The 14,375-nt window shown below is 55.6% G+C and carries 11 protein-coding genes; all 11 read left to right on the top strand.

Annotated elements, in window-relative coordinates; all coding sequences use genetic code 11:
- Window positions 1–111 precede the first annotated feature (111 nt).
- The 11 genes from SH573x_RS21710 (at window position 112) to SH573x_RS21660 (ending at window position 14,342) form a co-directional block, all read left to right on the top strand.
- On the top strand, window positions 112–987 hold the full coding sequence (locus SH573x_RS21710) for a sugar phosphate isomerase/epimerase family protein (RefSeq protein ID WP_479349884.1): 876 nt from the start codon (window positions 112–114) through the stop codon (window positions 985–987).
- A gap of 307 nt (window positions 988–1,294) precedes the next feature.
- The gene (locus SH573x_RS21705; RefSeq protein ID WP_479349883.1) at window positions 1,295–2,644 is read left to right on the top strand and encodes a hypothetical protein; all 1,350 of its coding nucleotides are present in this window, start codon (window positions 1,295–1,297) and stop codon (window positions 2,642–2,644) included.
- Window positions 2,645–3,173: 529 nt separating this feature from the next.
- Window positions 3,174–4,187, top strand: coding sequence for a class II fructose-bisphosphate aldolase (gene fba, locus SH573x_RS21700; RefSeq protein ID WP_479349882.1), 1,014 nt, complete (start codon window positions 3,174–3,176; stop codon window positions 4,185–4,187).
- A 162-nt stretch (window positions 4,188–4,349) separates the two neighbouring features.
- A complete protein-coding gene (locus SH573x_RS21695) occupies window positions 4,350–4,562 on the top strand; it encodes a hypothetical protein (protein ID WP_479349881.1) in 213 nt (70 codons plus the stop codon).
- A 485-nt stretch (window positions 4,563–5,047) separates the two neighbouring features.
- A complete protein-coding gene (gene tdh, locus SH573x_RS21690) occupies window positions 5,048–6,097 on the top strand; it encodes an L-threonine 3-dehydrogenase (RefSeq protein WP_479349880.1) in 1,050 nt (349 codons plus the stop codon).
- A 175-nt stretch (window positions 6,098–6,272) separates the two neighbouring features.
- Window positions 6,273–7,460 carry a glycine C-acetyltransferase gene (locus tag SH573x_RS21685; RefSeq protein WP_479349878.1) on the top strand — a complete coding sequence of 396 codons (1,188 nt, stop codon included), beginning with the start codon at window positions 6,273–6,275 and terminating at the stop codon, window positions 7,458–7,460.
- A 111-nt stretch (window positions 7,461–7,571) separates the two neighbouring features.
- Complete coding sequence (locus SH573x_RS21680; RefSeq protein WP_479349877.1) at window positions 7,572–8,927, top strand: hypothetical protein; 1,356 nt, start codon at window positions 7,572–7,574, stop codon at window positions 8,925–8,927.
- Window positions 8,928–8,983: 56 nt separating this feature from the next.
- Complete coding sequence (locus tag SH573x_RS21675) at window positions 8,984–11,110, top strand: ExeA family protein (protein WP_479349876.1); 2,127 nt, start codon at window positions 8,984–8,986, stop codon at window positions 11,108–11,110.
- Window positions 11,111–11,121: 11 nt separating this feature from the next.
- Window positions 11,122–11,691, top strand: coding sequence for a hypothetical protein (locus SH573x_RS21670; protein WP_479349875.1), 570 nt, complete (start codon window positions 11,122–11,124; stop codon window positions 11,689–11,691).
- 314 nt (window positions 11,692–12,005) lie between these two features.
- Window positions 12,006–13,115: a substrate-binding domain-containing protein gene (locus tag SH573x_RS21665; protein ID WP_479349874.1), complete on the top strand. Its 1,110-nt coding sequence runs from the start codon at window positions 12,006–12,008 to the stop codon at window positions 13,113–13,115.
- A 66-nt stretch (window positions 13,116–13,181) separates the two neighbouring features.
- A complete protein-coding gene (locus SH573x_RS21660) occupies window positions 13,182–14,342 on the top strand; it encodes a YbaY family lipoprotein (RefSeq protein WP_479349873.1) in 1,161 nt (386 codons plus the stop codon).
- The last annotated feature ends 33 nt before the right edge of the window (window positions 14,343–14,375 follow it).

Genomic DNA, 14,375 nt, shown 5'->3' with positions numbered 1-14,375 from the left:
AACTCCGTAGCGGAATGCGTCAAGCATTTCGGGAATCGCCAAAAGACGAAAGCCAAAGATCGAAAGCCTTGACGGCTTCCGCTATTTCCACCACCCCCGGGGAGAACAAGCATGCGCAGCACCGCCGTTGATCGACGTAAGTTTCTGGTCATAGCCGCAGCAACTGGGGCCGTAACGTTGCCGCTAGCTGGCGCTGAAAATCTGCTGGCAGCTGACAAGCCTAACAAGATGAAGTTTGGCCTGGTCACCTATTTATGGGGCCAGCACATGGACTTGCCCACGGTTATCGCAGCTTGCCAGCAGTCTGGCCTCAGCGGCGTCGAATTGCGCACGCAACACAAACACGCCGTCGAACCTTCGCTCAACAAAGCTCAGCGCGCAGAAGTTAAGCAACGCTTTGCCGATTCGGGCGTGACGCTGGTCGGTTACGGTTCGAATGCCGAGTTTCATTCGCCCGATCCCGAGAAGGTCCAAGCCAATATCGAACTGGCCAAAAGTTACATTCAACTGATGGCCGATTGCGGCGGCAGCGGAGTGAAAGTCAAACCTAATGCACTGCTGAAGGATGTACCTCACGAAAAGACCATCGAACAGATCGGTAAAGCTCTCAATGAAGTGGCCGCTTATGGCCAGCAGTACGGTCAAGAGATTCGTGTGGAGGTGCACGGTTCTGGTACCAGCCAACTACCGATCGTCCGCGACATCTTTCAAGTGGCCGATCATCCCAACGCCAAAGTTTGCTGGAACTCCAATGGTGAAGATCTGCAAGGCGATGGCTTAGAGGCCAACTTTCGCATGGTGCAAAATCGCTTCGGAGCCACCTGTCACGTGCGGGAACTCGATTCCACTGACTACCCATACGCCGAACTGTTGAAGCTCTTTAAAGACATTGACTACGCCGGATGGATCCTCCTGGAAGCTCGCACCGACCCCACGGACAAAGTCGCCGCCATGATCGAACAACGCAAGTTGTTTGAGAAACTGTAACCTCCCCCGCGCAGCGTGACAGTCACCTCCCCCGCTGCGCGGGGGAGGTCGCCGACGCGGCGTTCAGCCGTCGTCGGCGGGAGGGGGCACTGCGCTAGGCCAGACTCCTGCGGTACTAACCTGTAGCCGAAGTCGCCAGACTTTGGATGCGTCACCAAACGATTTCCAATCTCTGGCGAGATCGGCTACGTGCTAAGACCCCTCCCGAATCTCGCAAAGCCTCGATTCGACCTCCCCAAGGCGAAGCCTTGGAGAGGTGACAGGCACCGCCATAAACTTTGTATAATGAACAGACAGGAGGACGAACATGGCTGCTGGTGCTGTTCACGAACCGAAGTGGGAAACACATCCGTTGGCATGCGAGCTCATTCGCAATAGCCTGGACGACTTGTGTCGACAAAGCCAATTCTTGGCCAAGTTATCCGTGCGCATGCTGCGCGAGACCGGCACGCGTCTGATCGACTGGATAGATCGCTTGTCCAGCAGCGCGAGTCAAGGGGAGCTGGAGGCAGCTGGGTATGTGCTAGATCCAACGCAACTGCCCTCAGTAATGCGCCATCCTGATGCTCAACTGCCGGCTATCGTGTGCGACTATGGCAAGCAACTAGTGGCTATTAAGGTTGAATCAGTCATCGATTTCTTGATTGCGCATGGACTGGATGCCCGCAGTCAGATCTTTGGTAATGCAGGGTCTGCGATTCGTCGTGCTTGTGTGGACTGCCATCCCAATCTGGAAGTGTGGATCGTTGAGCGACATGGCCATCAGGGTTGGCAAACGGAAGACGCCTCGGTCGAAGCACTTGGTGCGATCGCGTATCACCGCGAGCGGTTCTTTTTGCGGCGGCGCAAGTTTGATTCGTTTGTAGATGGTTTTTCGCACGCGCGGCAATTGATCGAAGTCGCGATTGGGGACTTGGGACGCGATCGCACTTGCGATTTGTTCTTTCAAGCGGAACGGGCATACTGGCAGTCTCGCAACGACGCTGGAGCCATGCAGCGCATGCGTCAACAACGCTTGGGATTGGGTTGGGCCAATCACGATCACCACACCTACCGCAGCAGCCGGGCAGCATTTAGCCCGCTGGTTTCGATCTTGGAGCATTTGGGCTTTCAATGTCGCGAGCGTTTTTATGCTGGCCGCGAAGCCGGTTGGGGCGCGCAGGTCTTGGAACAACCGCATACCGGCGTGGTCATCTTTGCCGATGTAGATTTAGCGCCCGATGAAGTCATGCAAGACTTTGCCCACGAACCGCTAGCCGAACGATCCTCGCTGGGCACGGTCGGCTTATGGTGCGCGCTGCATGGTGAAGCGTTTTTGGCGGCAGGCATGCATCACTTGGAATGTCAATTTTCGTTTGAACAAGCTCGTGATCAATTAGCTCAGAGCGGCATTGACACGATGAAGCCCTTCACGGATCTGCCTTACTTGCGGCAAGCGTTCACGCAGGGTCATCGCTGGCCGGTTTCAGAAAATGCCATTGGGCACGCGCTTGAGCGAGGCTGGATCACCGCTGAGCAAGCTGCCGCCTTTCGCCAGCAAGGCGCGATCGGCTCGCACTTGGAACTGCTCGAGCGTCAAGATGGATACAAGGGTTTCAATCAAACGGGCATCAGCGACATCATCTCCGCCACCGACCCCCGCAAGCAGTTGACCTAACGTCTGCTTTCGCTCCGCGAAAGGCTCTTGGAGCACTACGGCGTTAGCCGTAGCTTTGATGTGCTAACACCACGTTACCGCAGCCCGCGCGAACCAGGTGAGTCCAAACTTTCAGGGTGACTCCTTGGAGCGCCACGGCGTTAGCCGTAGCTTTGATGTGATAACCCCACGTTACCGCAGCCCGCGCGAACCAGGTGACTTCAAACTTTCAGGGTGACTCAGGCTGCGGCTGATGACTTTCCTTACATCAAACCTGTGGCTGTGCCACAGCACTCCAAGTTCGCGCGAACTTTTTCCTCAGCTATAAAACTCCTTACGGAGTTTTGACCGCCAAAGAATCCCGTTGTCGGCTCTCATTTTCCCAATAGATGACTGTTCTCCGCAATCGACTGTGTTGCCTCTAATTTTCGGATTGCACTTTCGCTAGTAAAGGAAATAATTTTGACCAGTTAGGGAAATTGTGTGCCTGCACTTATTTCCCTGCTCGTTTAACTTCGATGATCATTTCTTCTAGTGAAGGTGCTCTCCAATGGCCTTGGTTCCGCTGCGCGTTGTACTGGATCATGCGGCTGAAAACGGTTACGGCGTGGCTGCGTTCAATGTGAACAACATGGAACAAATCCAAGCCATCATGGAAGCCGCACAAGAGACTGATTCGCCAGTCATCATCCAGGCCTCCCGGGGCGCTCGCTCTTATTCACAAGATGCATACTTGCGTCACTTGATGCTGGCCGCCGCCGAGCTATACCCGCACATTCCGATCGTCATGCACCAAGATCACGGCAACAGCGTAGAAACGTGCCTCAGCGCGATCGATAATGGATTCACTTCCGTGATGATGGATGGTTCGCTGAAAGAGGATGGTAAGACGCCGGCGGATTTCGACTATAACGTTCAAGTCACGGCCGAAGTGGTCCGTATGGCTCACGCTCGCGGTGTGAGTGTCGAAGGTGAACTGGGGTGCCTGGGATCGCTCGAGCACGGCTCGGGCGAGCAAGAAGATGGACACGGCGCAGAAGGCGTCCTCACGCACGACCAGTTGCTGACCGATCCTGAAGAAGCCGCACGTTTTGTCGCGGAAACTGATGTCGATGCCTTGGCTGTGGCCATCGGTACCAGTCACGGAGCGTACAAATTCTCACGCAAGCCGGACGGCGAAGTCTTGGCGATCTCACGTATCGAAGAGATTCATCGACGTTTGCCTAATACGCACCTGGTCATGCACGGCAGCTCGTCAGTGCCTCAAGAATTGCAAGACATCATCAACAAGTACGGCGGCAAGATGAAGCAGACCTACGGCGTGCCGGTTGAAGAAATCCAACGCGGCATTAAGTTCGGTGTACGTAAAATCAACGTCGATACCGATTGCCGTATGGCTATCACTGGGGCAATTCGCAAAGTCTTAGCAGAAAGCCCAGAGAAGTTCGACCCACGCGACTATCTCAAACCAGCCCGCTCAGCCATGAAGCAGGTCTGTGTCGATCGCATGGTATCGTTCGGACAAGCTGGCAACGCGTCCAAGATCCGCGCAGTTGCCGTATAGTCTGAAACTCAAAAGTTCAATCGCTGCGAAACAAAAAAGAACCCCTTCGCCAAAGACTGTCGAAGGGGTTCTTTCGTTGACTTTAGTTGCAGCAACCACCGGCGCGTCGAGCTTGACGGCGATGATGCTTGCGTCCACCACCGCAGCCATCGTCGCAGCAGCTTGGCGCTGGCGCTGGACAGCACACAGGTGCTGGCGCTGGACAGCAAACTGGGGCTGGAGCTGGACAGCAGACTGGGGCAGGCTTGGGGCAACAAACCGGCGCAGGTGCTGGGCAGCAAACGGGTGCTGGCGCTGGGCAACAAACCGGGGTTGGCTCGCAGCCATTGCCGCGGCGATGATGACGATGACCAGCTTCGGCCACAGGGGCCATAAACGCCAGGGCGGCCAGGACGGCCAAAGCACGAACTACATTCTTCATTGCGGTACTCCTTGGAAGTGAAACGTGTCTCGGCTTAGCTGGAATATAGGGCCGCTCTTGGACTAGTAAAGCGGGTAAAAGGCGGGCTTTCGCGAAGTTGCGTAAAATTTTCCGCGCTCGCAATCTTTTGGATTTCAGTGTGAAATGCGAACTAAGCCGGAGGCGTTAGTCTCGGTTTCTGTGGAGTGCTGTGGCGCAGCCACAGCTTTGATGTAATAACCAAACGTTCAGGACGATGGCTGCGCTGGCCGCAGCGGCGCTACGGTTGAGTAGGAACCGGGGCTAACCCCTCGGTTTAGTTGCAATTGGAACCGGGGCTAACGCCGGCTAACGCCGGCTAACGCCGGCTAACGCCCTCGGCTAACTGCTGGGTTTGTGGTAAAACCCGACAAGCAGTTCTTTTTCAATCAAAAACATAGCGCACCAGAAGATTCGCAGCATGAAAGCGTTGGTCAAGAGCAAGCGTGAAGTCGGGTTATGGCTGGAAGATGTCCCGGAACCGACTTACGGAATTAATGACGTCCTGATTCGCATTGATCGCACGGGCATCTGCGGCACGGATCTGCATATCTACAAATGGGACGCATGGGCACAGCAGACAATCCCGGTGCCGATGACCGTGGGCCACGAATTTGTGGGCGAAGTTGTCGCCATTGGCAGTAATGTCAACGACTTTCGCGTGGGTGATATTGTCAGTGGCGAAGGGCATGTCGTTTGCGGCCGCTGTCGCAATTGCTTGGCTGGTCGGCGGCACTTGTGTGCGCATACCAAAGGGATAGGCGTCAACCGTCCCGGTGCTTTTGCAGAATACCTTGCTCTGCCCATGACCAATGTGTGGCATCACGCCCCCGGCGTTGACTTGGATGTGGCCAGCATCTTTGATCCTTTTGGCAACGCCGTCCACACAGCTCTGAGCTTTCCGGTCCTGGGCGAAGACGTGCTGATCACGGGCGCGGGGCCTATCGGTTGCATGGCGGCAGCGGTGGCCAAACACGCCGGGGCGCGCTATGTCGTGGTTACCGATGTAAATCCTTGGCGGTTGGAATTGGCCAAGCGTATGGGGGCCACTCATGTGGTCGACGTCCGCAGTGAAGAGCTGGCCGATGTACAGAAGCGACTCGGCATGCACGAAGGCTTCGATGTTGGTTTGGAAATGTCTGGTAACCCTAGTGCGTTTCGCAGCATGCTGAGCAATATGGCGCACGGCGGCAAGATCGCCATGCTCGGCATTCCCTCCGAACAGATGGCCATCGACTGGAACCTGGTCGTCTTCAACATGTTGACGATCAAAGGCATTTATGGCCGCGAGATGTATGAAACCTGGTACAAGATGACCGTCATGATCCAAGGTGGGCTGGACATCGCCCCGGTCATCACCCATCGCTACCACTTTACCCAGTTCCAAACGGCCTTTGACGCCATGAACACAGGCCAAACCGGTAAAGCCATCCTGTACTGGCGCGATCAGCCCCCAGCTTCTGTTGGATAACGCTAACCAATGCCCGTGAGCATCCGTTACGCGCGGCGGCTGATTCACTTAGTTCCCCCAAAGTGATGACCAGCTCATATACTTTATGCATAAACTAATTGACTGACATAAATACTTTACATATAAACGAAATTGCGTAGTAATCAATTCGCATAATGCCTTGGAGGTCTGGCCAGTGTACGGACAGTTTGAGAATCATTTGCAGCAGCAACTCGAGTCGATTCGCTCAGCCGGACTAGAAAAGCGGGAAAGGGTGATCACGACGCCCCAAGATGCCCATATTGCTGTGAGCAGTGGCCAGAAAGTGCTGAACATGTGCGCCAACAATTACCTTGGCCTGGCCGAGCATCCGCGAGTGCTGGCCGCTGCCCGAGAGTCGCTGGACCAATGGGGCTTTGGGATGGCGAGCGTGCGCTTCATCTGCGGCACGCAATCCATCCATTGCCAACTGGAACAAGCACTCAGCGAATTCTTGCGCACCGAGGCCACGATTCTCTATTCGTCTTGTTTTGATGCCAATGGCGGCTTGTTCGAAACGCTCTTGACCGCGGAAGATGCGATCATCTCGGACGAACTGAACCACGCCAGCATCATCGACGGTGTACGCTTGTGCAAAGCCTCGCGGTATCGCTACAAGAATAACGACATGCAGGACTTGGAAGAGCAACTGCGCCAAGCCTCGGCGGCCCGTTTTCGAATGATTGCTACCGATGGCGTGTTTTCGATGGATGGTACCATAGCCAACTTGCCAGCGATCTGCGAACTGGCTGACAAGTATCAAGCACTGGTCATGGTCGACGATTCCCATGCAGTGGGCTTTATGGGCAAGCACGGTCGTGGTACGCACGAGCACCATGATGTCATTGAGCGCATCGACATTCTCACCGGCACGCTGGGCAAGGCTCTCGGTGGCGCCAGCGGTGGTTACGTTTCAGGTCGCCAGGCAGTCATCGATCTGCTGCGTCAGCGTTCGCGCCCCTACCTGTTCTCCAATTCGCTCGCGCCGCCGATTGCGGCCGCTTCATTGGAAGTTCTAAAAATGCTCGGCGAATCGACCGAGCTCCGCGATCGCTTGGAAGCCAACACCCGCTTCTTCCGCCAGCACGTCGGTTCGCTTGGCTATACCGTTGTGCCCGGCGAACATCCAATTGTGCCGCTGATGCTTGGCGATGCTCGCCTGGCCGCCCAGGTGGCCGAAGCCATGTTGCGATTGGGTGTCTACGTCATCGGCTTCTCTTACCCTGTGGTACCCCAGGGTAAAGCTCGCATTCGAACTCAAATCTCCGCGGCCCACTCGCAAGATGACCTTCAGCTAGCACTAGATTGCTTCGCCAAAGTCCGAAAAGAGCTCGCATTGTCTTAGCTGCAGACAAAATGTAAAGCTGTAACGATTCGGACGACGATAACGAGCTTAAGCCGTCAATGGATTGATAGCTAGCATTGTCGTCATGTTTGGCTAAGGACGTTGCAGAAGATGAGCGAAGCAGGCAAGGAAGCCAGTACTCGCCCTGACCCAGCCCCTGGTGGCTGGCAGCCTGCGAGCACCTTGGCTCGTGTTGCGCCGCAAAGCGTGCAGCTAGCCAAGGATCATGCGCTCCTGGGGCAATCGGTCTGGTGTGGAATCGTATTTGCCTTGGCGGTGGTGATCGCGGTCATAAACCTATTGCCGCCCGCCAAGGTTGGATATCGCGTAACGGCGCAAGCATTGATCAGCCCGGCTCGCTACCAGTCGCTTGAGCGGCATTTGCACACTCGAGCATCGTCAACGGGCGACGCTGCTCTGGTTGATATCAAATTGCTGGATGACGCCGCGCTAAAAGCTCTTCGACCCGGCGCAGTTCAACCTGATGCGCAGGTTTTGATTGAAGTCAGTTCGTTGTGGGATGGCCGAACCAGCAGTGGCCGAGTTCAACGCTGGCTCGCCGATATCTCGAAAGTGGATACGCAATCGGTCGCGAAGTTAGATGGTGCCCGAGTTGAACGCTTTGCTCGCTGGGAAGTGGCCACACGTCAAAACTATTTGAATCAGCATCGTCAACAAGTCCTCGCCCGAAAATCGCAAGCCAAAGCGGCTGGGACTGATTCGGTCGCGGCTCAGGAGACGACTGGAACCAACGGAACCAACTACGCGGATGTTCAGTTAGGCACGCCCAAATCACAACCTCAGATGCGTTTCGCTACCTTGGGAAACACCAAGCCAAAATTCTCGACCACTTCGACCGGTGTGAACCAGCCTCGAACACTGGAAGCCCCCAGCGCGAGTACATCTTCGCTATCGATTGAAACTGTAGAACCCGATGAGATCGAACATCAACTGACTCAAACGCTGCTGGAGGCACAGCAACGGCAGAACGACGTCGCGGCCGAAGTCGCTTCTCAAGTCAGTCAGCTTGCGGGCTCGCTAACATTGTCCAGTGCCCCGCGTGTGCGAGCGGTGGCAATGCGCTTGCCTGAAACTCAAGTCGTGTCGATTCTCGTGCTGGCGCTAGCCTGTGGCGCGCTGGGCGGTTGGGCCAACCATCGGGCGCAGTCCGGTGGCACCTACCGCGCGGTCGATGTGGGTGCCAACATGGCTTTGTTAGGCTTGCCCATCCTGGGACACATCAATGTGCCTGATGCGCAGGCAGCTGGAATAGATGTTCAGGTCGGTCGACGAATCACTAACTGGCGCCGCTGGATTGTCACCCAGAGCCTGGCACTAAGCGAGCTGGCGGTGCTCTTTTGGTGCGTGGCGATTGTGATACGAGTGGCGCTTGATCCGTTATGGCGCGCGATGTTGTGGGACAATCCGCTCGCAGCCCTCGCCCGGTTGTTTATTGGTTTACCTTGAGGTTCCAGGACGCTGGTTAACCTTTGCCCCTTCCCTCAGCCTGTGGTTGAAACGCGATGTACGAAGAGATTTTCCAAACCACCAATCGTCCCTTCCGGGCCACACCAGACGTTCGCTTTTACTTTCCGTTTGAAAGTATGGAGCAAACTCGGCAGACGGTATTGCGGGCAGTCCGTCGGGCGGAAGGTCCAGTTGCGGTAATGGGTGGCGTGGGCTTAGGCAAGAGTTTGCTATCGGCCCTCTTGACCGAGGATTTATCCGACCGCTTTGATGTGGTTCGCCTGCACGCTACCCGACTGTGCAGTCGCCGAGCCATGTTACAAAACATCTTGTTTGAATTGCAATTGCCCTATCGCGACCTGTCCGAAGGTGAATTGCGTCTGTCGTTGATGGAACGCATGGAACCATCGCCAGCCCACGCCGCAGAAGGACTGGCGCTGATTGTCGATGAAGCCCAAACGCTGCCCACCAAGCTATTGGAAGAGTTGCGACTGATCACCAACTTTGCGCGGCAAGGTCAATCGCGGGCTCGCCTGGTCTTGCTAGGCAGCCTGCACCTGGAGGAAACGCTAGCGCTTCCCGAGATGAGTTCGTTCAATCAGCGTTTGGCAGCGCGTTGCTTCTTGCAACCCATGAACCGCGTGCAAACGGCTGACTTTGTACGACATCAGTTCACGTGCGCACAAGTTGATCCCAAGCAAATGATCACTCGCGATGCGCTGGAGAACGTTTACATCGCCAGCGAAGGCATTCCACGACTGGTCAACCAGGTGATGGACCACGCGCTCATCCTGGCCATCGCCAGCGACCAATATCCCATCTCAGCATCGCTCATTCAGGAAGCGTGGGCCGATTTGCAGCAGTTGCCGATGACCTGGAATCAACCAGAGCCGCTGGAAAGTACTCCAGTTGAATTTGGTTCGATCGATGACATGGATCAAGATTTCGAACTCGAGCCAGAAGGACTGGACGAATTGGAATCGACCACGACTGGACATCTCGATTGGCCGGCACCCAGTGACCTGGAGGACTTCGGTCCGGTCAGTGCCAGCAACTCGGTCAAAAGTTCGGCAGCCTTCAAGGCACCCACTCCTAGTCAGCCCATGCCACGCGTCGTCTTCGATGCCAGCACCATGTTTGGCTCAAAAACCCAATCATCTACCACAAATTCTATCGCACCTGGTTCCAAGACAACCGGCTCGGCCGCGGTCAAGTCAGCCGCGCCCGTTCAACCACGCGCAGCCGCTCAACCGCTCTCGATCAGCGACGCAGCCGTTAGTGATCAAGACATGTTCATCTTCAACGATGACCCCATTAGCGAACCAACCAGCAGCGGTGAGTCGATGGCTGGTGGCAACATGTTCGCCGCTTGGAATCCGCCATCGGAAACGTACACCTATGAGTTTGATGTACCTCGCAGTCAAATCAATCAGGCTGACGAATACCAACTGGCTCAGAGCGATGATAGCCAATACGAAGCCAGTGACTATCAATTAGCTGCCTGGCCTGAAGAAATGAGTGCGCAAAGCCAGCCAGTCCCGATGCCGCTGGCTAGTCACGATTCATCCAACAGTGAAGATCCGTTCGGTCAAGACTTCGATGAGGAGTTTACGGTTGAGGCAACCGATGTGCGCCGCTGGCAAGCTCGACAACTGGAACGCAACGCAGCCTTGGCCCATACAGCTGAGCAGAACGAAGAGCCCGATGATCAACAGGCTAGCTTGCGTTATGAGCCAGTGGTCTACGACCTGAACGATAGCCAACCGCTAGTCGTGCAACCCAACTTTACCGAAGATGCGCCGTTTGTGGCCGTGACCGCCTCAAGCGCTGTCGACGAGCAAGTGGTCGCCGAGATCGAAGACCTGATCAGCCAGTTGAATTTTTCGGCCTTCTCGGTCGAAATGGATTCGGTTGAGCAAATTTCCCCAGAGTGTATTCGTCAGGCCGCCATGGCCGCGCAGTATAACGGGCAAGACAATGACATGCCCCATGAGCAGGCCGATGTCATTCCAATGCATCGCGCCCAAGCCGAATCTACGGTCGCCTCGATGGACGATGACCGCGATTTGCTGATTATCGAAGAAGAAGTGCCGGCCAGTATGCGTCATCCAGTACCGGTTCCGCCCGTACCGACGCCGCACACGATGTCGTATCCAGATCTGTTTCAACAGCTTCGCGGTTAATGGGAGCGGCAATGGAGTCGGAACTTGGTCCTTGGACTGAATTGCTCAACTCACTAGACACTGGTGCTGTCAACACCACGGTGGGTTTGGTATCGGGCAGTCGCCAAGCCAATCAGCGCGGCGTATTGGACACGCTTGCCCAGTGTGGACTTTCGGCGACTGATGGCAAAGGCTTGCTGGTCCGTTTGAATCTGGGTAATGAAGCCTTGCCCAGACGCCAACTGCGCACGGCTCGCGCCAGCGAGCAACCGCCCACCGCGATCCCTTCGCCTTTGGGACCATGGCACGAGGTATCGGTAGCCATGAAGTTAGGTGTCACTGCACCGCCGTCGCTCGAGCGCTTGCCACGCTGGTTAGCCGGTTGGAAACGAAACTTTCGACGCATCCTGATCGACCTCGGTCCGCTCGATCAGCCGATCTGTCGCAGCTTGGGTCGCTACTGCGATGCCAGCTTGTTGTTATTGGGGCCAGAGACCTGTGCCAGTCCCAGTTGGCTGCGCAAGCACATTGACCATCTGACCCAATGCGATGCTCGCCTGTCTGGCTCAATTGTCATCTCGGCTATCGCCCTCGCCTCGTAGCCGAAGTCGCCAGACTTTGGACGAATTACCGGTAGCCGAAGTCGCCAGACTTTGGACGAACCACCACTACGCCTCCAATCTCTGGCGAGATCGGCTACAAGACTCCTCCAATCTCTGGCGAGATCGGCTACAAGACTCCTCCAATCTCTTGGCGAGATCGGCTACAAGACTCCTCCAATCTCTGGCGAGATCGGCTACAAGACGCCTCCAATCTCTGGCGAGATCGGCTACAAATCAAGATAGGCACACAAGCTCCGTGGCATTACAATGCTCGGTGTTAAGTGGAATCTTGATTGCCAAAAGGGAGTGTGCAAATGCTACGGTTGTCTTACCGAGCCGTGGGTCTTGGGGTCTGTTTCGCGATTGCTAGTATGGCGACTGGTCAGTCCGCCTGGGCACAAGCCAGAAACCCTGTTAGCGCCGTGCCGGCCAGTACTTCGTCCAGTCAAACGGCCAAGCCCAATAACCAGGCTGGTACGCCAGCTGCCGCTGCCAAGGCAGCCCCACCGGCCGGCGTCCAAGAACTGGTGGCCATGTTAGGTGGCATCGATCCCTATCGGCCACATGGCGAGCAGTCGGGCAAAGTACATGTGTACGGCTCGACAGCTATGGACAACATGGTTCATAGCTGGTCCGAAGAATTCAAGTTGTTCTATCCGCAAGTGACCATCGAGATATCGGCGGCCGGCAGTGGAGATGCATTTGAAAAGCTGCAGCAGAATCCCAGTGCATTGGTCATGCTCTCGCGACCCGTCAAGCCTGAGGAATTGAAGAACATCACCACGGGTGCGATTAAGGAACCGGCTGCTTTTGTGGTGGCCCGCGAAGCGCTGGGTGTGTTCGTGCATGCCTCCAATCCCGCGACTTCGATTTCAGCCGAACAGATGCGTGCCGTATTTACCATGGCCACGCCGGAGGCCGATTTGAAATGGAAGCTACTAGGACTAACAGGGCCGATGGCTGAAGAACCGATTCGAGTGGTCTCGCGGTCGGAGACCAGCGGAACGCAATCGTTCTTGAGAGAATTTGTCTTTGGCGGCATGGAAATGCGTGCCAGCAAAAAGGCTCATGGGTCCAATGGCGACGTTTTGGGAGCCCTGGCTAGCGATCCCCTGGGTATCACCATTTGCGGTTTGCATGCCAATGGCCTAGGCGTACGCGTACTCCCGCTGGTCACGCGTGGCGTTACGATCCCCAGTGATGATGCGACGGTGCTCAGCGGCAATTATCCGCTGACACGCAATTTGACGTTGGTCTTGGATTTGGCCCAGAAAGATGCAGCCGCCAAGGCAGCTCAAGAGCTTGTCCACTTTGCACTCTGTCGATCCGGACAGGTCTCTGCAATTCGAGCAGGTTTCTTTCCTGCTGAGTTATCCACACTGCGAGCTGGTGTCAGCCGGCTTGATCGGGACCGAGTGCGCTAAGGCAACACTTGCCAGTCCGTCATTCTTATCCTCTTCGATGCACCGAGAACTCTAGGATCGACCATCATGGCTGTTAGAAGTTTGTTTGCTCCAATATTGCAACTCACCGCCCTAATGTTTGCTCTGGGCCTGGTGTCGGTGGCTCGGGCGCAACAGAGATTTGCCGGTCCAATCAACAGCAACGATTTGTACAACAGCATGCCAGCCTGGCAAGGCAACAATTGGCTGAACAATTCGTTGCCGCCTGCCAACGATTGGAAGCTGGGGGTGCAATGCGATGACTTAGAGACGGGAGTCTTTGTACGCCAGGTCGCACCCGGCAGCGCGGCCGCGCGGGCTAATTTAGAAGTCAATGACGTGATCGTAGCAGTCGGTGGCCAACAAGTTGGTATCGTCGATGGCAGCTATGTCGACATGAGCACGGAAATCCGTCGCAAGGCAGACCCCAACGGAAATGTATCACTACTGGTACAAGATGGCCGCTCTGGCAAGCTGGCGTCCATACGTGTCCAATTAGATGGCAATCAGTCGTCCATTCGCGGAGTATTGGTGCGACAGGACCGAGCCCTGTTCCCTAGTGATGCAGTTGTGACCGTTTACATCGAAAATGCGTCGCGCAGGTATTTTGCGGTCCGCAATGATCGCGTCTCATTTGTGCCGACCACGCAAAACAACATTCCGTTTGAAATCAACTACGATGCTGCTTACATCTCACCCGGCGACCGCTACGAGGTGAAAGCTCAGATCGCATCTGGCGGTCGAGTCATCTATCGTTCCGTGCAGGGTGTGCGGGCGTTGGGCGGAGCGCCCAGCGACGGTTTGCGCATCGAATTAGTCCCTGAACAGGCTCTGGCATCTTCCACTTCGTACGGACCAGTTGTTACGGCTTCAGGCTATGGTTCGAGCGACCCCAACGCGATGCTGCAATTTCAACAGATCTACCGCAAATACTTGGGTCGCGACCCGTACCAATTGGAAATCGCGGCTTTCACCTATTCATCCAATACAACCGAAGAGTTGCAGAACTTGCCACTAGTGTTGATGGCCAGCCAACAGTATTTCGATGCTGTGGGCAACAACAACGCTGCGTGGATCACCTCAGTGTTCCAACAGATCATCGGTCGGCCAGCGACCATTCAAGAGCGCGACCAGTGGATCAACTATTTCAATGACCTGCGTGGCTCGCGCATGGAAGTGCTGCGTCAGCTATACAAATACAAACGGTAAGCTGTAAGCGTTACACCTTACTCCTTACACCTT

The sequence above is a fragment of the Rania fehmarnensis genome, from assembly GCF_056494185.1.
This window is presented reverse-complemented; position numbering and strand designations above follow the sequence as displayed.

What these genes read in the sequence shown, in the direction of transcription:
- SH573x_RS21710 (WP_479349884.1), top strand. Translation starts at nt 112, where the DNA reads ATGCGCAGCACCGCCGTTGATCGACGTAAGTTTCTGGTCATAGCCGCA.
- SH573x_RS21705 (WP_479349883.1), top strand. Translation starts at nt 1,295, where the DNA reads ATGGCTGCTGGTGCTGTTCACGAACCGAAGTGGGAAACACATCCGTTG.
- fba (WP_479349882.1), top strand. Translation starts at nt 3,174, where the DNA reads ATGGCCTTGGTTCCGCTGCGCGTTGTACTGGATCATGCGGCTGAAAAC.
- tdh (WP_479349880.1), top strand. Translation starts at nt 5,048, where the DNA reads ATGAAAGCGTTGGTCAAGAGCAAGCGTGAAGTCGGGTTATGGCTGGAA.
- SH573x_RS21680 (WP_479349877.1), top strand. Translation starts at nt 7,572, where the DNA reads ATGAGCGAAGCAGGCAAGGAAGCCAGTACTCGCCCTGACCCAGCCCCT.
- SH573x_RS21675 (WP_479349876.1), top strand. Translation starts at nt 8,984, where the DNA reads ATGTACGAAGAGATTTTCCAAACCACCAATCGTCCCTTCCGGGCCACA.
- SH573x_RS21670 (WP_479349875.1), top strand. Translation starts at nt 11,122, where the DNA reads ATGGAGTCGGAACTTGGTCCTTGGACTGAATTGCTCAACTCACTAGAC.
- SH573x_RS21665 (WP_479349874.1), top strand. Translation starts at nt 12,006, where the DNA reads ATGCTACGGTTGTCTTACCGAGCCGTGGGTCTTGGGGTCTGTTTCGCG.
- SH573x_RS21660 (WP_479349873.1), top strand. Translation starts at nt 13,182, where the DNA reads ATGGCTGTTAGAAGTTTGTTTGCTCCAATATTGCAACTCACCGCCCTA.